Source organism: Anaerolineaceae bacterium oral taxon 439 (genome assembly GCA_001717545.1).
Classification (GTDB): Bacteria; Chloroflexota; Anaerolineae; order Anaerolineales; family Anaerolineaceae; genus Flexilinea.
This window is the reverse complement of the sequence record CP017039.1, coordinates 357,246-378,521: the sequence shown is the minus strand read 5'-3', so window position 1 is coordinate 378,521 and position 21,276 is coordinate 357,246. Positions and strand designations below refer to the sequence as shown.

The 21,276-nt window shown below is 50.4% G+C and carries 22 protein-coding genes; 10 read left to right on the top strand and 12 right to left on the bottom strand.

Going from position 1 to position 21,276, the window contains the following annotated elements; translation table 11 throughout:
* Positions 1 to 53: 53 nt before the first annotated feature.
* The 4 genes from BEQ56_01830 to BEQ56_01815 form a co-directional block, all read right to left on the bottom strand.
* On the bottom strand, positions 54 to 341 hold the full coding sequence (locus tag BEQ56_01830; GenBank protein ID AOH42330.1) for a hypothetical protein: 288 nt from the start codon (positions 339 to 341) through the stop codon (positions 54 to 56).
* Between the two features lie 143 nt (positions 342 to 484).
* Positions 485 to 1,516, bottom strand: coding sequence for a hypothetical protein (locus BEQ56_01825; protein ID AOH42329.1), 1,032 nt, complete (start codon positions 1,514 to 1,516; stop codon positions 485 to 487).
* Positions 1,513 to 1,860: a hypothetical protein gene (locus tag BEQ56_01820; protein AOH42328.1), complete on the bottom strand. Its 348-nt coding sequence runs from the start codon at positions 1,858 to 1,860 to the stop codon at positions 1,513 to 1,515. The genes BEQ56_01825 and BEQ56_01820 overlap by 4 nt, the downstream gene beginning before the upstream one ends.
* Before the next feature lie 146 nt (positions 1,861 to 2,006).
* Positions 2,007 to 3,059: an isopropanol dehydrogenase gene (locus tag BEQ56_01815; protein ID AOH42327.1), complete on the bottom strand. Its 1,053-nt coding sequence runs from the start codon at positions 3,057 to 3,059 to the stop codon at positions 2,007 to 2,009.
* Between the two features lie 215 nt (positions 3,060 to 3,274).
* On the opposite strand from BEQ56_01815, the gene BEQ56_01810 reads away from it, so the two are divergent.
* The 4 genes from BEQ56_01810 to BEQ56_01795 all read left to right on the top strand — a co-directional run bounded on the left by BEQ56_01810 (position 3,275) and on the right by BEQ56_01795 (position 7,068).
* On the top strand, positions 3,275 to 3,469 hold the full coding sequence (locus tag BEQ56_01810; GenBank protein ID AOH42326.1) for a hypothetical protein: 195 nt from the start codon (positions 3,275 to 3,277) through the stop codon (positions 3,467 to 3,469).
* Between the two features lie 49 nt (positions 3,470 to 3,518).
* Positions 3,519 to 5,171, top strand: a complete 1,653-nt coding sequence (locus BEQ56_01805; GenBank protein ID AOH42325.1) for a hypothetical protein — start codon at positions 3,519 to 3,521, stop codon at positions 5,169 to 5,171.
* Positions 5,168 to 5,815 (top strand): hypothetical protein, encoded by a 648-nt coding sequence (locus tag BEQ56_01800; protein ID AOH42324.1) that lies wholly within the window; start codon positions 5,168 to 5,170, stop codon positions 5,813 to 5,815. Before BEQ56_01805 ends, BEQ56_01800 begins: the two co-directional genes overlap by 4 nt.
* A gap of 326 nt (positions 5,816 to 6,141) precedes the next feature.
* Complete coding sequence (locus tag BEQ56_01795) at positions 6,142 to 7,068, top strand: thioredoxin-disulfide reductase (GenBank protein AOH42323.1); 927 nt, start codon at positions 6,142 to 6,144, stop codon at positions 7,066 to 7,068.
* A gap of 27 nt (positions 7,069 to 7,095) precedes the next feature.
* On the opposite strand, the gene BEQ56_01790 is transcribed toward BEQ56_01795, so the two are convergent.
* Positions 7,096 to 7,317 carry a hypothetical protein gene (locus tag BEQ56_01790; protein AOH42322.1) on the bottom strand — a complete coding sequence of 74 codons (222 nt, stop codon included), beginning with the start codon at positions 7,315 to 7,317 and terminating at the stop codon, positions 7,096 to 7,098.
* Between the two features lie 20 nt (positions 7,318 to 7,337).
* Here BEQ56_01790 and BEQ56_01785 point away from each other — a divergent pair, with 20 nt between their 5' ends.
* The 3 genes from BEQ56_01785 (at position 7,338) to BEQ56_01775 (ending at position 9,627) form a co-directional block, all read left to right on the top strand.
* On the top strand, positions 7,338 to 8,678 hold the full coding sequence (locus BEQ56_01785; protein AOH42321.1) for a transcriptional regulator: 1,341 nt from the start codon (positions 7,338 to 7,340) through the stop codon (positions 8,676 to 8,678).
* Positions 8,679 to 8,819: 141 nt separating this feature from the next.
* Positions 8,820 to 9,065 (top strand): hypothetical protein, encoded by a 246-nt coding sequence (locus tag BEQ56_01780; protein ID AOH42320.1) that lies wholly within the window; start codon positions 8,820 to 8,822, stop codon positions 9,063 to 9,065.
* 37 nt (positions 9,066 to 9,102) lie between these two features.
* Positions 9,103 to 9,627 (top strand): hypothetical protein, encoded by a 525-nt coding sequence (locus BEQ56_01775; protein ID AOH42319.1) that lies wholly within the window; start codon positions 9,103 to 9,105, stop codon positions 9,625 to 9,627.
* A 15-nt stretch (positions 9,628 to 9,642) separates the two neighbouring features.
* On the opposite strand, the gene BEQ56_01770 is transcribed toward BEQ56_01775, so the two are convergent.
* The 5 genes from BEQ56_01770 to BEQ56_01750 are packed head-to-tail and all read right to left on the bottom strand — an operon-like array spanning position 9,643 to position 16,030.
* Positions 9,643 to 11,391 (bottom strand): ABC transporter ATP-binding protein, encoded by a 1,749-nt coding sequence (locus BEQ56_01770; protein ID AOH42318.1) that lies wholly within the window; start codon positions 11,389 to 11,391, stop codon positions 9,643 to 9,645.
* Entirely contained in the window at positions 11,385 to 13,148 is a 1,764-nt protein-coding gene (locus tag BEQ56_01765) for an ABC transporter ATP-binding protein (GenBank protein AOH42317.1), read from the bottom strand. Before BEQ56_01765 ends, BEQ56_01770 begins: the two co-directional genes overlap by 7 nt.
* A gap of 41 nt (positions 13,149 to 13,189) precedes the next feature.
* On the bottom strand, positions 13,190 to 13,783 hold the full coding sequence (locus BEQ56_01760; GenBank protein ID AOH42316.1) for a hypothetical protein: 594 nt from the start codon (positions 13,781 to 13,783) through the stop codon (positions 13,190 to 13,192).
* Between the two features lie 9 nt (positions 13,784 to 13,792).
* Positions 13,793 to 15,268: an ABC transporter ATP-binding protein gene (locus BEQ56_01755; GenBank protein ID AOH42315.1), complete on the bottom strand. Its 1,476-nt coding sequence runs from the start codon at positions 15,266 to 15,268 to the stop codon at positions 13,793 to 13,795.
* Between the two features lie 36 nt (positions 15,269 to 15,304).
* Positions 15,305 to 16,030, bottom strand: a complete 726-nt coding sequence (locus BEQ56_01750; GenBank protein ID AOH42314.1) for a hypothetical protein — start codon at positions 16,028 to 16,030, stop codon at positions 15,305 to 15,307.
* A 159-nt stretch (positions 16,031 to 16,189) separates the two neighbouring features.
* Between BEQ56_01750 and BEQ56_01745 the strand changes: the two genes are divergently transcribed.
* Genes BEQ56_01745 through BEQ56_01735 form a run of 3 tightly spaced genes read left to right on the top strand, consistent with a single transcriptional unit; the run spans position 16,190 to position 19,333 of the window.
* Positions 16,190 to 17,146, top strand: a complete 957-nt coding sequence (locus BEQ56_01745; protein AOH42313.1) for a hypothetical protein — start codon at positions 16,190 to 16,192, stop codon at positions 17,144 to 17,146.
* A gap of 41 nt (positions 17,147 to 17,187) precedes the next feature.
* Positions 17,188 to 18,114, top strand: coding sequence for an aldo/keto reductase (locus BEQ56_01740; protein ID AOH42312.1), 927 nt, complete (start codon positions 17,188 to 17,190; stop codon positions 18,112 to 18,114).
* Positions 18,115 to 18,163: 49 nt separating this feature from the next.
* On the top strand, positions 18,164 to 19,333 hold the full coding sequence (locus BEQ56_01735) for a butanol dehydrogenase (protein AOH42311.1): 1,170 nt from the start codon (positions 18,164 to 18,166) through the stop codon (positions 19,331 to 19,333).
* 247 nt (positions 19,334 to 19,580) lie between these two features.
* Here the strand turns inward: BEQ56_01735 and BEQ56_01730 are convergent, their stop codons facing one another.
* Positions 19,581 to 20,447, bottom strand: coding sequence for a 4Fe-4S ferredoxin (locus BEQ56_01730; protein ID AOH42310.1), 867 nt, complete (start codon positions 20,445 to 20,447; stop codon positions 19,581 to 19,583).
* Between the two features lie 6 nt (positions 20,448 to 20,453).
* Positions 20,454 to 21,209 (bottom strand): nitroreductase, encoded by a 756-nt coding sequence (locus tag BEQ56_01725; GenBank protein ID AOH42309.1) that lies wholly within the window; start codon positions 21,207 to 21,209, stop codon positions 20,454 to 20,456.
* Positions 21,210 to 21,276 lie beyond the last annotated feature (67 nt).

The following is a 21,276-nucleotide window of genomic DNA, read 5'->3' as shown; positions in this document are numbered from 1 at the left end:
CTGTTTTATTTGAAAATGGTTAATTTTTCATTTAAACCCAACTTAACCGCGCCTTAAAAACTTGTCCAATCCATGGAACGGCCCGCCCGGCTCTCAGGCGCCGCGTCCGAACCGTTCGTGAACGGCGGACATCCCGCATCCTCCTCACTCTCGACCCCGCCCCGATCAGCCTCTCCGCATTCAGCCGACAGCTCCGCAGCCGCCTCCCCGGGTCCAGCACTGAGAAGGGACAGCCTGCATTCGAAAGCGTAAACGCTGACCGCGGCAATCCCGACGATGACCGTCAGCGCGATCCCGAGCAGCAGGGCGAAAAACCTGATCTTCGTTGCGCTCATGTTCATATGTATTTCCTATCTCCTCTTCTTCCAGGCAATTTCGTTTCCGCCCGGCAGAGATAAGGATACCCGGATAAAAATCGAACGCGGTTTAAAAACGGTATAACGCCAATTTATTGAAAGCTTAAAACCGGAAAAAATCTCCCGGCTTATCGTATCTGATACAGAATGTACATCCCGCCGAGGTACAGCATCACCATCAAAATCGAATCCAGTTCCATGAATTTAAAGCGGCGCAGCTTTGCGACGTTTCCGATGACCGCCAGCGCCATCATCATGACCCCCAGCATCCCGGTCACGATAAACGCAGGGCTCACGGCTCCCAGGAGCCGTCCCGGAACGTAGAACAGGTCGGTAATCGAAATCGCCAGCATGTTAAACATATTCGAGCCGAACAGGTTCCCCATCGCCATTTCCGGCGCGCCGATCGACAGCGCGGCGATCGACGTTACCAACTCCGGAAGCGACGTAATCATCGCGACGAGTGTCGAACCGACAAACGACTCGCCCAGCTGCGTTACCACCGCAATCTTATCCGCCGCGTTGACCATCAGCGGCGAAACGATAACCAGAACGAGCGACGCGCCGACAAAGCTGAGAATCCCGCTCCGAAGCGACGGGACCGAGGCTAATTCCTCCGCGCTCATTTCTGCCGAAACCTGTTCCTTTCCCTCCTGATCGATCAGGCGAATCGAGTAGACATAAACTGCGACGATGATCAGCGAATCGAGCCCGATCCAGCCGACCTTAAATCCGAACGTCTCAATGATCGGATTTGCGCCAATGAAGAAAAGGACAATCGTGCAGATAAAGATCCCCAGTCCGCCGGAAAGAACGTGACGATACGCGGCTTCGCGTAAAATCCGGCGATCACGGCTGAGAATATCGAGAATAGCGAGAATCAGCATGTTAAACGCCGAGGAACCGAAGAAGTTCCCGGCGGCGATATCCGGCGAACCGATCAGCACGGCGTTGATCCCGGTCAGCATCTCCGGCAGCGACGTCGCCCCGGCCAGCAGCAGCACGCCGATAAACATCCCGCCGATGCCGGTCCGCGCCGCCAGAACGTCGCCTGACCGCGCCAGCTGCATGGCCGCGGCGACAATCAATCCTGCGCTCAGGATAAAGGTTGCCCAAAAGCGATTCCCCGCTAAGAAGAAGTCCAGAATCGTCGCGCTCATTCCCCCTTACCTCCCTGCGGAGCTTTTGAAATGCCCTTGACGCTGGTCAGCGGCCAATACGAGAAGACGCCTGTCTCCGGGCGGCTCAGGTCGCCGATAACGGCCTCGGTCGCGGCTAACGCGTTGAGCGCCATCGCCTCGTCCGGAACGATCGCGAAGATCGACTGGTTGATTTCTTCCGTACTCGCGGTCGTATAAGCGTAACGGCCGGGAATGCGCTTGCGAAGGCGATACGCGCCGACCGAATCCATCAGCGTCGCCCCGTTAACGCCCACCCTGGTCCATTCCGCCAATACCGCGTCGGTATGCTTCCGGTCGTGTAAAACTAAAAATACCATGTACATGATCAAGTCCTCCGCTTCATGAAATTCATCTATTATTGTAACGCAAGCGTCGACGCCGGGCCCGAATGCCCGGCGTCGGAAAAATGAATCCCTCCGCCGAAAGGAGGAAGCGAAGGGATTCAGGCTGCAGAGAAAGGAGAAGAAAATTACGCGATAACGACCGGCTTAATCAATTCAGCCGCTTTATCCTTCATCATATCCAGGCAGGTTTCAACGCTGGCAAGGCCGTTGAAGCGATGCGTCACCATTAATCCGGTGTCCATGCGTCCGGACGTCATCATCGACGTCAGTTTCTGCATGCGCAGCCGCCCGCCGGGCATCAGACCGCCGTTGATGCGTTTGTGTCCCATGCCGACGCCCCAGTTCAGACGGCCAAGCTTAATATAGTCGCCCTCGCCTAAATAGTTGACGTTGCCGATCGCGCCGCCCGGCTTGAGCATCGCAAGCGCCTGATCAAAGGTATCGACATCGCCGCCGGCAACGACGACTTTATCGACCGGACCATGGTTGAGGTTAAGAATCTGCTCAACGATATCACCGTTGCGATAATTGATAATATCCGTCGCGCCATAGGCTTTCGCGACTTCAATACATTTCGGACGGGAACCGACCGCGAAAAGACGCCCGGCGCCATGCAGCGCAGCGCCCGCAACCGACATCAGGCCGACAGGACCGATCCCGACAACAACGACCGTATCGCCGAATTCAACGCCGGCAAGCTCGACGCCATGGAACCCGGTCGGGACCATATCGCAGAACATCACCGCGGCGGCAGGATCCATTCCCTCGGGAATCAGCGCCAGGTTGCCGTCAGCGTCATTGACATGGAAATATTCAGCAAAAACGCCGTCTTTAATATTCGAGAATTTCCAGCCCGCGAGCATGCCGCCCGAATGCATCGAGTACCCGGCCTGAGCTTCGAGCGAATTCCAATCCGGCGTAATCGCCGGGGCGATGACTTTATCGCCGACCTTGAAATCTTTAACGAGGGAACCGACTTCGACGATTTCGCCGACGGCCTCATGGCCCAGCGTCAGGTTATGGCGATCGCCGATCGCGCCCGCCCAAACGGTATGTACGTCGGAGGTGCAGGGAGCCAGCGCAATCGGTTTCACAATCGCGTCCAACGGTCCGCAGACTGGCATCGGCTTATCAATCCATCCAACTTTTCCAATACTCAACATCGCAAAAGCTTTCATCTTTTCATCTCCTATTAGAGTAAATAATATGTTGTTGAGATCCGACCGTTAGCCGAACCCAACTTAGATTGTAATAGCTCTTCACAATTTCTGCCGGAGCTTAATTGAAATTTAAGACTATACAATAGATCAACTATTAAACTGATTTCATCTTACCCAGCGGCGTTTGTCCGACAAATGGAGGTAAATGGGCCGGCGGATAAGCCGTCGCTACGTTGTTTTTACAACGCCCAGATTCCCATGTAAAGCATACACATCTTAATATCGTCGGTGAACAGGCGAAAAGATTCGTTTATCCGCGGGGCAAAACCGCGCCGGGGTCCGCCGCCGATCGATTTTTCCCGCAGTACCGTTCGCGCGTGATTCTTTCGGGGCCGTACGCGGCTATGGACCCGCGCGACCTGCTATAATTTCAGGAGGAGTTGCCGCGGAATATCGCGGCCCGGATCGATTAACCGAATGAAACTTTATGATCCCATATCCATTTCCAGGAAGAAATTCTCCGCCTTCCGGAGCGCAGCCTCGCGCCTCGCTATTCTTTTCGCCTTATCGCTGTGTGCGCTTCTTTTCGGCGGCGCTGCGCGGGCCGCGGCGGCGTCCAAAGCCGGATGCAGCGTGTGGATCGATCGTTCCGCCCCGATCGGGCTGGTCGAGAAGATCCCGAACGGCTGCGAACGCGTTTACGCGCGCGACCGGGCCAGCTGCAGCGTTGAGATCGCGCCCACCGACAGCGCGGGGAAAATCGGCGAGGGAACGCGGCTCTTCGCCGCCGCCGCGCCGTTTCCAACGATCAGCGACGAAATCTACTTCGAAGGCATCCGCCAGAGTTGGCTGGGGCTCTGCCCGGAGAACGGCTGCCAATCCGTTTTTTACCCGAAAGCTTATCGGAAGACGCTGACCGCGCTCTTCGGCGGACCGCCGAGCCAGACCGTCCGCGCGATCGACGGCGGGGAGCTGCTGAAAGCGACCTGGGGCGCGGCGAATACGGTCGCGATCGTCCCGTTCGACGACCTCGATCCGCGCTGGAAGGTTTTAGGACTTCGCCTGAGCGAGGAGGACGTCAGCGATCCGTTCGCGATCGATTTTGACCCCGAGGCTTATCCGCTGAAAATCCGCTACCGGGTAACTGAGCTGCGGAAAGGCGGCTGTCCGGGAACGCTGAAGCTGACGACGAATTATGATCCGTCGCGCCTGACAACCGTGACGCTGACCGGGACGACCGCGCTGTCGCGCCGCCTCGCGGCCCAGCTCGAAACCGAGGGGACCGATTTCCCGATCAGCGAAATCGCGGAATCGATCCGGAAGTCCGATCTGGCGCATGTCAGCAGCGAAGCGTCTTTTTTCAGCGGCTGCCCTTCGGGAATCCCGCTGCGCCATGATCCGAAATTCTGCGCCCGGCCTGCGTATTTCAGGGTTCTGACCGCGCTCGGCGTCGATATCGTCGAGCTGACCGGGAACCATAATCTGGACTGGGGCGCGCAGGCGTTTATCGACGCATACGGATTATTCCAGCGCGCGGGAATGAAAACCTACGGCGGCGGGCTGACGCTTTCCGACGCGCGCGCGCCGCTCCTCGTTGAGCATAACGGCAACCGATTTGCCTTTTCAGGCTGCAACTCGGTCGGGCCGGAAAGCGTATGGGCAACCGAAGAAACCCCCGGCGCTGCGCTCTGCGACTATGACGAGCTGATCGCGGAAGTGAAAAAGCTGATTCAGGAGGGTTATTTCCCAATCGTCACCTTCCAGCAGGTTGAGCATGATTATTATTCCGTGCCAACGATCCAATTCGCCGCGTTTTATCATTTAGCTCAGGCCGGCGCGACGATCGTCTCCGGCTCGCAGGCGCATATCCCGCAGGGGTTCGGCTTTATCGGCGACCATTTTATGCATTTCGGGCTGGGGAATTTCCTTTTCGACCAGACCTCGTCTATCGAACGCGATTCCTTCTTCGACCGGCATTATTTCTACGACGGGAAATATCTCGGCGTGCGAATCGAAACGATCCGACGAAACGACGACATGAAGATCGAGTTCCTGAGCGGCGCCGAGCGAGCGAAACTGCTGAAAACCGTCTTCTCCTACTCCTATTTTAATCGGACGTTTAAACCATGAACCTTCCCGTTAACCTCCAAGGCAAAGCTTTAAAGAAAATCGCCCTGATTGCCGCCGCGCTTCTTTTCGCCGCCGCGTTCTGGATCGCGTACCGGCTGACCAACGCCTGGACGCCCGCGCCGGACGAAAAGCCGCTGATGACATCCGCGGATCAGGAAGCCGCCCTCCGCAGCCTGATCGCCGCGCTGAATTCCGGCGATGAGGAACGGGCGCGGGCGCTGATCGTCGAGGAAGTCCCATTTCGGATCCCGGCGAACGAATTCGGGCGGAAAATCGCCGAATCGCTTCGTCTCGTATCGATCGCCGGACCCGGATTCGACGGTTCGCCGGTCCGCGAGGTCGAGATCGAAACGCTCGACACGGCGAAGATCATGGCGCGCGCCATGATCGAATATGATCAAATCTTCAATAAAACGACCGAACGCATCACGGACAGCGAGGCCGACGCGGATCTGGCGAAAATTTACCATGCGCTCCTGTCGCTCGAACCGCTTCCGAAAGAAACCTCTTTCCTGCTGGTAACGTTCGCGCTGGAAAACGGCCCTGACTCGGACGAAGCTGCGGTTAAAGTCGTGTACAATCAAAGTACAGCGGACGCATTTTCGGGGAACCTGGAGGAAAACGCGCGGCGAATAACGCCATAGACGATATCCACCGCTGCCCAGGCGCGGAGAAACGCTTTTAACGGGGCAGTCTTCTTAAGTTGTGTTGTGCCTGGAGCCGAAAAGCCTGACCGAGACTCGGGAATATCTCGGCTATAAAGAACGGAAAAGCGCCAGACGGATCGTCCGGGCCCGCCTGAACGAAAGGCGGATCGCGATAACGATCCCGGATGAACCGACCCGCGGGAACCAGGAATACGTCACGGTAAAATGAATCCAACGGCGGAAGAATCGTCCTCGTTAAGACGAAAAGCTTCAACCGAACAATATAAAAAGTACGATTGTAAGAAAAGAAACAGGAAAAGCACATGAGCGAAAAAAAACATCTTGACACCAAAGTCTTAATCGTCGGCAGCGGCGCGGCGGGGCTTTCCGCCGCGATTTATACCGCGCGGGCCGAGCTGGAGCCGGTCGTCCTGACCGGGCCGACGCTCGGCGGCCAGATCACGCTGACGGCGGACGTCGAAAACTATCCCGGCGTTCCAGAACGAATCTCCGGGACCGAATTAATCATGAAATTCGCCGATCAGGCGGAAAAATTCGGCGCGAAAATCGATTACACGAGCGCTGAATCGATCGACTTCGCCCGACGTCCGTTCGTCGTCGAGACGGAAGGAAAAATCTACCATGCCGAAAGCCTGATCCTGGCGACCGGATCGAAAGCCGTCCTGATGAACGTCCCGGGCGAGAAAGAGCTGACCGGCGCGGGGGTCTCCTACTGCGCGACCTGCGACGGGGCGTTTTACCGCGGAAAGAACGTCGCGGTCGTCGGCGGCGGAACGGCCGCGGTCGAGGAAGCGGTCTTCCTGACGCGTTTCGTGAATAAAGTCACGATTATTCATCGCCGGGACCAGCTGCGCGCGGACGCATCAGCGCAGAAGAAAGCCAAGGCCAACCCGAAAATTGATTTCCTCTGGGACTCGGTCGTGACCGAGGTCGTCGGGAAGGACTTCGTTGAAGCGTTGAACGTAAAAAACGTCAAGAGCGGTGAAGAGCGGCGGCTCCCGTTCGACGGCGTCTTTGTTTTCATCGGGCATAAGCCGGTTTCCGAGCTGTATGAAGGGAAGCTCTCGCTTAAAAACGGGCTGATCCCGATCGACGCGCGCATGCGGACGGAAATTCCGGGCGTCTACGCCGCCGGGGAAACCGTTGACGGCGACTATCGTCAGCTGATCGTGTCAGCCGCTTCCGGGGCGCAGGCCGCGATGACGCTGATTAAAGATCGAGGGGAATAACCGCGAGCGCCGAACGGGAAAAACCGGCTATCCGTCCAGACCCGCAGCGTCCAGCAGGAAATCGCGGATTCCGATATATAAAATCCCATTGTCGTCATACCAGGGTACGATATGGTCCCTGACGACAATGATTTTTTTAAACGAATCCGGGATCTGAACGAGCGGCCGGATTTCCTGATCCCGCTTCGTCTTATACAGCGCCCAATGTAAGAATCGATATAATGTCTGCAAGAAGCGGACAAAGGACAAGAAACAAGAAAGTAAAGACCATGCCTGAAAACCAGAACACAGAATGGAAAAGTAAGTGGAAAGATGAATATTTGGAATGGATCTGCGGTTATGCCAATGCACAGGGCGGAAAAATTTATATTGGTTGCGATGACAGCGGCAATGCGATCGGCACACCCAACTCACATAAACTTCTGGAAGATATTCCAAACAAGATTCGTGACGCATTGGGTATCGTTGTTGGAGTGAATCTTCTGAATGATAAAGATAAGGAATACATTGAAATTGACGTACCCCCATATCCCATTGGCATTTCCTGTAAAGGAATCTACTATTACCGTAGCGGGAGCACAAGGCAAGTACTGACCGGCCCCGCACTTGAAGCCTTCCTGATGCGAAAACGCGGCGCTACATGGGATAACCTGCCTCTGCCTGCTTTTTCCCTCGAAGATGTGAATGATGAACTCCTGGACCGCTTTAAACAATGGGGGATAAAAAAAGGTCGTATCGATCAAAGTGTGCTTGATGAACCGAAAAATATCCTGATGGAAAAGCTCCATCTGATGAATGGTTCTTATCTGACAAATGCCGCTATGCTCTTGTTTAGTAAAGAGCCCGAAAAATGGCAACTTGGCGCTTATATCAAGCTCGGATATTTTGAGACCGATGCTGACCTTCTATATCAGGACGAAATCCACGGATCCATCTTAGAACAAATCGATAAAGTTGTTGAGCTGGTTCATCTGAAGTACATGAAAGCAAAAATCTCCTATGTGGGAATGCAGAGGATCGAACGTTACTTTGTTCCTGAAGAGGCGCTGCGCGAAGCAATTCTAAACGCGATTTGCCACAAACAATATCAATCCGGCGTTCCAGTTCAGATCAGCATATATGAAGACAGGCTGTATATTGCAAACTGCGGGTGTCTTCCAGAGAACTGGACACAGGAAAATCTGATGCAAAAGCATGCTTCCAGACCTTATAATCCGAATATTGCCCACGTATTATATCTGGCCGGATTTATTGAAAGCTGGGGACGGGGCATCGAAAAGATCTGTTCTTCCTGTGAAAGGGAGGGCCTTCCGCTGCCAGATTACACGATCAATCCCGGCGACATTATGATTCTTTTCAAGGCGCCAAAGGACAGGATCGTCCATTCTGTTACCCGTGAGGTGACAGAAAAGGTGACAGATCAATTGACCGACACCGAACTGCAAATCCTGGGACTTATCGAAGAAGATCCTGCCTATACTTCTTCGGTTCTTGCAGAGAAACTATCACTGAGCAGAAAAACGATCGCATTATGGCTGAAAAAGCTTAAAGAAAAAAACATCATTGAGCGTATCGGTTCAGATCGGAAAGGTTACTGGAAGATAAAATGATGCGGGATAGGCTTGCGCTGATTATACGTCAGTCATAGAACGAAATCAGGATGCACGCTTTTTATCGCCGCCAGCGGCTATTCTCAGTCCAGACCCGCAGCGTCCAGCAGGAAATCGCGGATTCCGATATATAAAATCCCATTGTCGTCATACCAGGTTACGATATGGTCCCTGACGACAATGATTTTTTTTAAACGAATCCGGGATCCGAACGAGCGGCCGGATTTCCTGATCCCGCTTCGCAGGATTCTCCATGCGCCATGCCGATTGAATATAAACCGTTTTCCCGCCCAAATTCGCGACGAAATCTACTTCCAGCTGCTTTCGGGCTTCACCCCCGCCCGGAGCGTACGTCCGCGTTTCGACAACGCCAACGTTAACGCCTAACCATGATCAGCGCAGGAATCGCGCGGAAGGAGGCGTCATGTCGATTCGAATTGAGCTCATCAGGAAATCGATCCTCGCGTCAGGAATCCGGAAAATGCTTTCCGGAAGCGCGGACGAGATTATCGCCATCGCCAGGCGGTTCAACGCAAAGAACCACATTCCGGAAATCCGCGACCTCGAAATCAAAGTCACCCGGACCGAGGTCTGCGGTTGTCCGGTGCTGCGAATGCGTCCGCGATCGGAAAAGGACGTCTTCATTCCGGCTCTGTTCATGCGGGAGACTGAAGCGGCCCTGCGCCATGGGGACGATACCGTCCCGGATTACATGATCTATTTGCAGCGCGGCGATTTCACGAATTGCCCGAAGGCGACGCTGATTTACGGGGGCAACGAGACGTTCTGCGGAATCGCGCCGTCGATTGAAGCCGCGCTGAATCGATACGGCGCGGCGCATGAAACGATCGTCGGCGAGGGACTGTTCCATTGTTACCCGTTTTTCCCGGTCGCCAAAGAAACGAGAGCCGGCTACGACCTCCTGATCCGGATACTGAACAAGGACTGATTCAATTCTCCAACGTCATACTTTCCATTTTTCCGCCTGATACTGAATCTCCCAGAGTTTTTTATATAGCCCGTCCTGCCGGATCAGGTCATCGTGCGATCCGCGCTGACGGATCCTGCCCGCTTCGATCACAAGGATCTGATCCACGTTCTGGATTGTCGCAAGTTTATGCGCAATCATAATGACAGTCTTATCGCTCAACAGCTCCTGGATCGCCCGCTGGATCATGAGTTCGTTTTCCACGTCTACGTTTGCGGTAACTTCGTCTAAAAGCACAATCGGAGCGTCTTTAATCAATGCCCGGGCAATCGCGATTCTTTGTTTTTCGCCGCCGGAAAGTCTCGACCCCGCTTCTCCAATAACCGTATCATAGCCTTTTTCCAACGCCAGAATAAAATCGTGGCAGCCCGCCTTTCGGGACGCTTCGTATACTTCGTCCAAAGCTGCTTCCGGCCGTCCTAATCGAATATTATTCAGAACCGTATCGTTGAAAAGGAAAACGTCCTGAAAAACGCAGCTGACATTTTTCAGCAGATTTCCATAAGATAAAGTTTTTACCGCTTTCCCGCCAATGTCGATAGCTCCCTGCTCGATATCCCAGAAGCGAACCGTTAAATTTGTAATTGTCGTTTTTCCGCTTCCGGATAAACCGACAAGCGCCGCCGTTGTCCGCTCCGGCACGCGAAAGCTGACGTCTTTTAATACGGACGTCTGGTCATATGCAAAGCTCACATGTTCAAAACAAATATCATAACGATCAAGGGTATCCATCCCCGAAATATCCTGCATTTCGGGAATGTCCCTGATCCGGTTCATCCGGTCAATCGACTGCTGCGTCATTTTGGCGAAAATACTGAAGATACCCATGGCTTCCGCGCCTGTAAAAAGGCTGAAGGAAGCGAGCATCAATAAAAACGCCTGAGGGAAAGTAAAATCCGCGTTCAGGACAAAAATCCCGGAAAGGAATATGATCCCCGTAGTCATCAGGCGAAAACAGAACTGATAAGTTCCGGCGGGCGGTATATGCGCAAATTCTGCTCTTATGGAAAATCTGCGAAGTTCTTCATATATCTCCTGCGTTTTATAAAACTGCTTATCCGCCATGTTACAGGATTTCAGTACATGCAGTCCCTTGATAAATTCAAGCGTGGCCTCCGCAACCTGCCCGATAAATTCCTGCCTGTTAATATTCAATTTATCCTGACGCGTTGAAAGATAACGATAAGCAAACCAGGTCGGAAGCAGCAGCGCCGCCACCAGCAGGAAAATCCGGTAATCAAAAGAGAGGCATATCATAAGCCCTATAATGAATGTAGGAATGCCGACCGCGATCTTTTCAACGACGCCCATCCCTTCTATTTCCAAAAAAGCCGCGTCGGACGTAATCGTCGAAACCAGATCGCCTGAATTCTTCTCGTTCAAAAATCCCAGAGAAACCTTCCGGAGTTCTTTCCCCAACGCCTTGCGCTCGCTGCACATGCACTTATACCCGGCGCCGCCGCGAAAACGCAAAGTAAAGTACCGTAGAATTATACGAATAATAATGCATCCGATCATCATCGCCGTATACGCCATGATTTCCCGCGACGTCAGCGGAGTTTTGACAGCATGATTAAACTCCGGCATTCGCGCGGTAATCTGATACGCCGCAAGGAGCGGAATTATCATCAGGCCGCCGTCAAAAACGCTTAAAACAAGGGAAATATAGAGCGGTCTTTTTTGCTCGCCCATCAGGTCGATTAAGTTTTTTACCGTCTTCAGCATAACGACGCCTCGCTGCTTTTCTGTAACTTCCAGTTCCGGCTTTTTTCGTGCGTTTCCCACATCTGCAAATATAAAGGCGATTTTTTCAGCAGCTCTTCATGCGTTCCGACTGCGTCTGCTTTCCCGTTTTGCATCACGATAATCTGATCGCAGTCTGTAACCGTAGACAATCTATGCGCGATTAAAATCAATGTCTTATCTTTGCAGAGCTCCTGCAGCGAACGCTGGAGCTTCTGCTGGTTCTCCATGTCCGTGTAGGCGGTGGCTTCGTCAAGAATCAACACAGGCGCATTACGCAGGATTGCGCGCGCAATGATAATACGCTGCCGCTGACCTCCGGACAACTTTGATCCTTCGTCTCCGACAACCGTCTCATATCCCTTTTCCAGGGCAAGAATAAACTCATGGCATTGCGCCTTTTTTGCCGCTTCTATAATTTCAGGATCGTCCGCGTCGGGCTTCCCCAGCCGTATATTTTCCATGATCGACAGGTTGAACAGGAAAGTATCCTGCGTCACATAGTTGACACGTTGCGTGAGCTGCGCTAACGACAGGTTCTGATACTCGATCCCGCCGATCATAATTCTTCCTTCGTCGATATCCCAAAACCTGGAGATCAGGTTGGCGATGGTTGTTTTCCCGGATCCGGAAGGTCCGACAATCGCCGTTTTCGTTTTTTCCGGAAAAACAAGCGAAATATCCTTCAGAACCTGTGTCTCTTCATAAGCAAAAGATACCCTTTGCAAAATAATTTCGTTATCCGGTATTTCGTTCAGATCTTTATCAGGCTCCCGCAGCTCCGGAGCAGAGAGCACTTCGTTAATAAGCCGAGCTCCGTTCCTGATATGATAAAAATTATCCATAAATTCGGCGAATTTCAAAAGTGAGTTTCCAATACCCATGGAAATCAACATGGAAAACAGGTATAGATACGCCGGGAGCTCTCCCTTACAGTATAGCAACCCGCCAACGCAAAGTACGCCAACTAAAAGCGAGGATAAAATAACGGTCGCCGGAGAAACGGCGAAATGCATCCGGTTATACAGTTTCAACGTGGCCGTTTCATAATCGTCAATAGACGCTTCATACTTTGAAAACGCCGCGTCTTCTCTTCCGAAAATTTTGATTTCCTTGTTCCCGCGAATGTACTCGATAACCCGGCCGTCCATCTTCTCAAGCATTTTATAGTACGTATCGGCAAATTCATTCATGATCCCGACGTACATAGGCAAATAAAAGATCAACGTCAGCGACGCGGGAACGAGGACCGACAGCCCCATTCTCCAATCAGCCGCAAAAAGCAGCCCGATAATGCCTAACGGCAGCAGCACGTTAGACGTCGTTTCAGGGATAGCGTGAGCGAGCGGAAATTCGAGCCGCTCGATACTGTCGACCAGCATGTTATGAAAAAAACCACTTCCTTTGGCCTGCGTATACCCAAGCGGCATGCGCATCATTTTTTCCATAATGGAAAGCCTTACCTTTTCTAAAATAGAAAATGCTGTCTTATGCGAGATTGCGGTAGAAAGGCTATGCATCAGGATCTGGAGCGCAAAAGAAAGCAAAATCAGAGCGGCATAGATAAAAACCGCCCTGACATCTCCGGCCTCAGAAATACTGATCAGCATTCGATAAACCATATCATATGGCAACAATCCAAAAAATACGCCGACGATTGCCAGAAATACGGAAACGAAATATGCCGGAGCTTGCGGTTTTACGAAATCCGCGAAACGTTTTTTTCGAAACTGCTCCATATTTTTTCACGCTCCTTTGCTAAATCCTGATCGTTTCAGGTTCAGGAAATCTCTTTGATATGTTTTTTCAAAATACCTTTTCCGATATAAATCCCAATGATCCCGGCAATAAAACAGCCAAGCATCCCAATCGCCAGATACCAGCCGCTGCTGTATTTCACAAAATTCTCGATTGTCTGCGCATCCATGCCCGCTTCCTGCCAATGCAGGATATTCTGGTCCAGGAAGAAAAGGACCGGGATACAACCGCCAAAGATATAGGAGCTCTGAATTACCCCATATCCGATGGCCAATGCGAATATGCTGTATTTCATCTGCTTTATAATAATTTCCAGGACAAGCGCCGTCGCCGCGACCACGCCGACTAAGGGCAGGTAAAACATCCCGGAAAAGCCTGAGAACAACACAATGCTGACGGTAATAAACAGGGTCAGCGCGCCAAACTTATTGATTTTTTTCACAACAAACAAAACGACCGTTCCGAGAATGATCGCGATAATTGCAGGACTGAATAAATGCAGAAACGGATTCACTGTCGCCGTAAGCATCCCGATACCTAAAGTTACCGCCCCGTACACCGCCGAAAGAATTCCGATCATTACAAAATCACTGATTTTCCATTTTTCGCTTTCCATTTTGCCGCCTTATAACCTTTCTTTGAAAATATGCTCTAATTGCATCCTGTTGCTCAGTTGAAAATCTTCGGCTATCCGTCCGTTCTCCAAAAGAACAACTCGATTACAGGAGTTCATGATGAACTCATAGTCATGAGAAATAACGATCGATGCGTTTTGATCACCGGCGAAGCTACTGATCAGCGAACAGACGGTCTTCATACTCCGATAATCCAGACCGCTGGTAGGTTCATCAAATATGCTGATCCTCTTCCTCAAGATATAGGATGACGCAATAATCAATCGCTGTTTCTGACCCATCGACAACGTCATAGGGTGATCGTCTATCATATTCAATAAGTTAAGTTTTGCAAGCGCCTCCTTTATTTTCATATCAACGTTTGGAATATTTTCGCTTCCTAATAAAAGATCATCGTATAAACTGCATCCGAAGAGCTGAAAATCCACATTTTGCATAACGTAGCTTATCTGCTGAGTTCTTTTCTTCGCCGGCTGGTTTTCGCCTTGAAAAACAATCTTTCCGCCGTTTTCGTTAAGAAGACCGCAAAGCACTTTTGCAAGAGTGCTCTTTCCGCATCCATTTTTCCCTAACAGCGCTACCTGATCGCCATTTCTTATATCGAGGCTGATATCATGCAATATTTTCTTTTTCCGGTCATACCCGAATGATATATTTTGCAGCGACAACAATACTGTTCCCTGATCGCGCTTTTTATTCAAAGGAATTAAGGGCGCCCCATGCTGAAAAAGGTTTATCCCGCGTATTCCCTGCGCATGCAGCATACTGTCGCCAAGAGATTTCAGCTGCTTCCGGGAACAGGTTTGCCTGATCGTTCCGTCCGCCATAATCAAAAGCCTGTCAATAAGATCATTGAGATAATACAGGCGGTGCTCCGCAATCAGAAGTGTGTACCCGCGGGATTTCAGGACAGCGATTGTTTCACGCAACAGCTGGATGGATTGATAATCCAGGTTCGCCGACGGCTCGTCCATTAAAAGAATTTCCGTCTCCATCATCAGAGCCGAAGCGATCGCAATTTTCTGTTTTTCCCCACCGGAAAGCTCCGCCAATTTTCTGCCTAAAAAAGGCTTTATTTTCAGCAGATTCACGACATAATCCAGTTTGCGTTCGATCTCCGCCTTTGCAATACCGAAGTTTTCACAGCCGAAAACCAAATCCGACAGAACATCCAATGTAAAAAACTGATTTTCGGGATTCTGAAATACCGTCCCGACGAGCCGGGAAATATCCCCGACGCTCATGTCGGAACAATTTCTGTTCATGATAAAAATATTCCCGTCGACAAGTCCTTCATAAAAACCGGGACAAAGGCCATTGATGCAGCGTAATAAGGTCGATTTTCCGCAGCCACTCTCCCCCGTAACAACAATGATTTCCCCTTTGCGAACAGAACAGGAAATCGCATGGATGCTTTTCCGTTCGCTCTTTTCATATTGGAAACCTGCTTTTTGCAAATCTATCATTCTGCCAGCTCTTTACTTCGCGGAGCTATTTTCAAGTTACATGGCGCAGAAGGCCAGCGAGAACGTGGAAAGAACGATCATGACAATGTCTTTCTCCGTCATTCGTACATCAAAATAAGAGGTGCGCTTCCCGTTAAACGCATATCCTTTCACCAGCGCGGCTCCCGAAAATTCTTCGGTTGTCCGCATGCTTCGAAACAGCAATGGAACAATGAAATACTCTATCGCTTTTATGGGATGAGAGATTGCATATCCAAAAGAAATGGGAATTCCTTTGATCCGCATTGCCGCCGTGATGACATAAAAATCGTCTTTTATGGCCGGAAGGTAACGGATCATAACGATAAGACTCAGGATTACCCCTTTGTGAAGACGCAGCTCGCATAAGGATGTTGTAATTTCGCCGAGATTTTTGCTTCTTTTCAGTACCATCCCCAGAACAATAAAAGGATAAATCCGCTGCGCCAGGAAAATAACAATCTCCAGCAGTAGGATAAATGAAGCCTGCCATCGCGCCTGATAAACCCTGATTAAGCCGTAGTGAACGATCTGCAGAAGAATGAACCCGACGACCAATTTCGCCATGAGCTCGAAATCTTTCATATCCGCCACCGCCGCAATCGCAATCAGAAAGGACAGCAGCAGAACTTCCTGCTTTCCCGAAATAATCAGGAAGAGAATCAACAATATATTCAGATAAAGGATTGTCCTGAAATCCAGGGTTTTACGCTTTTCAATCACCGGTTCCAGATGTCCTTTCATGATCAGTATTCCTGGCAGGCAGACAAGCCTGTTTTTGCGCCAGACGCCATGATATACTAGCATATTATTGTTAGCAGAATCTAACCGGGCGCCAATAATTGTCTTCGGACCATATTTTTTGGCTTTTCCAATTATTGGAACTGGAGAGGAGCGCTTTTCTTGAACAAAGGGTACCAAAGCTTCATCGAGCACACCGGCAGCAGACTTTCAAAAAACAGTTTTCCAACGAATACATGCTTCAGCACCTATCGATTTTCTTCCGAATCTGGAACAGGGTATACTTCCATATATGAGCTGAATGCTTTTGCCAGTATCTGCATCGCGGAGCATTCATATCATCGGGATTTCGAGTACGCTATCATATCGGATGAGTCCATCAGCATACATCAGTACGATTCCATCGACTCGGACCGCAGTTATCTCAGGGGCGACGTTTATTCGGGACTACAGTATATTGGTCACACTTCCGATAACGAACTGTGCAGGTATGTCATCAAAAAGAATGTTCCCGCGAAGGTTATCGCGGTCCAGTTGGCGTCGGAATATTACGAAACTTATTTGAAAAAGGAGGTGGGAATCAGAAATATCGACCTGAAAACGGAGCTTCAGGTTTTTCCTCATGGCTTCTCAATTCCTGAAATATCTTCCATATTTAATCAGATTCGCAGCTTTAAAGGGAACGAGTCCAGTGCGAAACTGTTTTTCAGGAGTAAGATCGATGAACTGACCGCGAATCTGATTCAAAAAGCAGATGAACTCCGCCGTTTATCCGCGAATGTCTCTGCCGCGGATCGTTATGCGATTTCGGAAGTCATGACAACCTTAAATCAGAGCTTGTCAAAGAGATTGCCGTTAAAGATCCTGGCAGCTGACGCCTGCATGAGCGCTTCCAAATTCAAATACGTGTTTAAAGCGGTCGCAGGACAGACCCTTTCAGAGTATGTAACGCAAAAAAGGATGGAATACGCCTGCGAGCTGTTGACAAACAGCAGCCTGTACATTGCGGAGATCGCCCGCCTCGTCGGATATAAAAACCCGGGCAGCTTTTCCGCTCAGTTCAAAAAAAGCATGGGGCTTCTCCCGCTGGCTTACAGGTTGAATAAAATCAGCGCTTAAAAGAACAGCATTATAAATTCATATCAAAGGAGGCAACACACATGAAAACAATCAATGTCATAAACGGACCGCAAAACGCGTCGGCGATTATTCTCGGCTGCATGAGGATGCCCGCGCTGTCGGTTGAAAAAGCCGCGGAGATGATCCGGACGGCGGCGGAGCTCGGCGTCAGCTTCTTCGATAACGCAACCTGCTATGGAAACGGGGAAGCGGAAACCCGATTCGGCGACGCGTTCAAGCGGACCGGGCTCCGGCGGGAAGACGTCGTGATCCAAACGAAATGCGGGTTATGCTTTGAGCGGAACGAATTCGATTGGACAAAAGAAAATATCCTCTCCAGCGTCGACGACAGCCTGACCCGGATGAAGCTCGACTATCTGGACGTCCTGCTGCTGCATCGGCCCGACCTGATTTTCGAACCGGAAGCGGTCGCGGAGGCGTTCGACGAATTGGAGAAAAACGGGAAGGTCCGCTTCTTCGGCGTCAGCAACGTCCCGGTTTTCCAATTGGAGCTGCTTAAGAAATTCGTCCGTCAGCCGCTGGTCTTCAATCAGCTTCAATTCTCAATCGAGCAGTCGCAGCTCATCGACCAGGCGCTTTACATGAATAACCTGACGACAGAACGCTCGATCGACCGGGACGGCGGAATTCTGGATTACTGCCGGTTGAACGATATCACAATCCAGGCCTGGTCGCCGCTCCAGCATGGCTTCTTTAAGGGCTGCTTCGTCGACGACCCGGCGTTCCCGGAGCTTAACGAAGCGCTGGGCGAGATCGGCGAAAAATACGGCGTTCCGAAAACTGCCGTCGCGATCGCCTGGATCCTGCGTCATCCGGCGAAAATACAGGCGATCGCCGGAACGATGAACCCCAGCCACTTGAAGGATATCTGCGCCGCGACGAACGTCGGCCTGACGCATCATGAGTGGTACCGGCTGTACCTGGCGTCGGGGAAAAAGCTCCCCTGACGACCGCCGCGAATATCGTCCCGTTTTGGAACAAAAAAGGAGAAAAATTATGCTGGATTTTGTACATAATATTCCAACGAAGCTCTACTTCGGCAAAGGTCAGATCCGTCATTTAGCGGACGCGCTGGACCCGTTCGGGAAGAAGGTCCTCCTCGCCTACGGCGGCGGTTCGATCCGGAAAACCGGCCTGTACGATACCGTCATGGATATCCTGAACCGCGGCGGATTTAAGGCGACCGAGCTCGCCGGGATCGAACCGAACCCGCGAATTGAATCGGTCGAGGAAGGCGTCCGCCTCTGTAAAGAAAACGAAATCGACGTGATCCTGGCCGTCGGCGGCGGAAGCACGATCGACTGCTGCAAGGCGATCGCCGCGGGCGTTTTCTACGAAGGGGACGATCTTTGGGCGATGGTTAAATCCGCGGATCACCTCCGCAAAGCGCTGCCGCTCGTCGACGTCCTGACGCTGAGCGCGACGGGAAGCGAATTTGACGGCGGCGGCGTCATCAGTAATATGAAAACCAGAGAGAAGCTGGGCGGATTGTACACGTACCCGGCGGTTTCAATCTGCGACCCGACGTATACGTTTACCGTCCCGGCGTATCAGACCGCGGCGGGTTCCGCCGATATCATGAGCCATATTTTCGAAGGCTATTTTTCGCGGACGGACGACAGCGACCTTTCCGACGGAATCGCAGAAACGATCCTGAAATCGGTCATGAAGAACGTTCCGATCGCGCTGAAAGAGCCGGATAACTACGCCGCCCGCGCCAACCTGATGGCGGATTCATCGGTCGCCTGCTCCGGGATCCCGGAATACGGGAAGCAGGGAACCGGCTGGCCGTGCCACAGCATGGAGCATGAGTTATCCGCTTACTACGATATTACCCATGGGGTCGGACTGGCGATCCTGACGCCGCGCTGGATGCGCCATATCCTGAAAAAAGACGCTTCGGCGACGCCGCGGTTCGTCCGCTTCGCGCGGAACGTCATGGAACTGACTGGGGAGAACGAGAAGGATCTCGCGATGGCCGGAATCGACGCGCTCGAAGCCTATTTCCGCTCGACCGGAATCCCGATGACGCTGAGCGAGCTGGGGATCACGGACGAATACTTTGAAGAGATGGCGGCGCATGCCAACGCCGGCGGTTACCTGAAAGACTCGTTCGTTGCTCTGACGAACGAGGACATCGTAGAAATCTATAAAGCCTGCCTGTAAAACGAGCCGTGGAGACGACAAACCTTCGTCCCAGTTCATTTTTTCAGATAGCTCTTTTGTGGTGATAGGCCTCGCTAAATTAGAAAATACATCTAATTCGATGGTACTCTGTATCAGTTGCTGATAAGCGGAGAGATATGGTAGTGTTGCAAGCTGTTCATAAATATTTATTCTGTTAATTATAGCAATTTATCGTTTATTTATTTGCGGTATAACTTTTTCATTTTATATTTAGCGGATATCAGTTTTATCGATAAATTTCAGATTGTGGGTTTTCAAGCTCTGCAAAACCGTCCGAAAGTCTCTTTCTTGCAACTTCAATATATGGATGTACGATGGCTTTTACAGGACAGTGATGATAACACTCAGCACATAAAATACAATGTTTATTGTCACGAACCGTTTGTATTGTGTTATCAATATGTGCAAACATATTGACAGGACAGGCTGCAACACATCGCTCACAGCCAATACATTTTTCTGTATTGATTGCGACTTTCTTATATTTTCCATGAATTTTTTCTTGGCTGAAACTGCGAAACATAATGCGTTTTAAAAACGGCGCATATGCAAGTTTCTTTCCTACATTAACCATAGCTATCTTGTCGTTCAAAACCTTTTCCGTTATTTCTGCTGCTTCTGCAAGGATTTGATCCTCAACTTTTCCTGGCAGACCTGGATTGATTTGTTTTTTGAAAGTAGCGGTCAACGTATGCTCTGCAGCAATCTTAATGCCCATAATCGGAATATAGCCTCTGTCATTAAGCGCTTTACCCATTTCTTCCAGCGCAACGCTACTGTGCACTCCCCCATATGTCACAAGCGGAATTGCAGGTATCTGTTTTTCCTTTTCCCGGGTGAGCGCCCGTATTATCCTGAGCATATTCTGTTCACAGTGTCCGGCATATACCGGTGCACATGGAATAAGCAGATGATGTTCTCCAAGATCATTAACCAGTGTTTTTGTAATTGTGAAGTCCTGAAGATACTTATCGTTTTTTGTGATGTTAATCATATGACAGGAAATTCCATTATCTTCAAGCAGATGCATGAATTTTCGTGCCGCAATGAGTGTATGCCCTGATGGACTGAATACAATAAAAACAGCTTTCATTATATATCACTTTCCTTCCCGTTTACGACCAAAATAATAATGACCTCCGTCGCCATAATCCCAACCTTCAGTTCCTGCGCCCAATTCAAAATGCAATTTGGCAATTCCAAGATCAATCATCGCAATTTCCGTTTGTACGGTAATGGAAGCAGTCACCTGTCCATCTTTATATTTGAATACAAATGGCCGTAAATTTCTTGCGGTAGGGGCAAGATAAACGGCATCCATCCCTTGCTTAAACCACTCTGGCACAGGCTCTTCTGCTTCTGTTAAAGTTTTATTAGCTTTATTCTGCCTGTGCATACCATATTCCATCATTCGTTCTTTAAGCGAATGTTTTTTATCTGAATACCCAACAGTTATAACACAATCCAGTACTTCATCTCTTTCGCACAAGTCCATCGCTGCATTTTTGTCATAACTTGTTCCAACCCAGCATGTGGATAGACCCATTGCAGTTGCTTCAAGAATTAGCTTTTCGCCAAAACGACCTGCTTTTTCCAAACGATTGGGAAGGGTTTTGCTTCCAATCATGGCAATGTAATTCTGAACGCCTACAAACAGACCATAGCTTTTTCGAAACCCGTCAAAAAGCTTCCCTCCATTTCCAATTATCAATTTCATATTAAGTCCGGATTCTCTATTGTACAAAGCGATGCTATCTTCGAGTTCTTTTACATACTTTAAATCAATCGGCCTATCTATATACTTCCTGCGGGAGCATCTTTTTTTCATGGCAGAAAGATACTTTTTGATTTCCATTTTTTCTCCTCCTTCGCACGAAAATCTTGAAAACTTATTTTGTTTAATGTATAATCGTGTTAGTTTT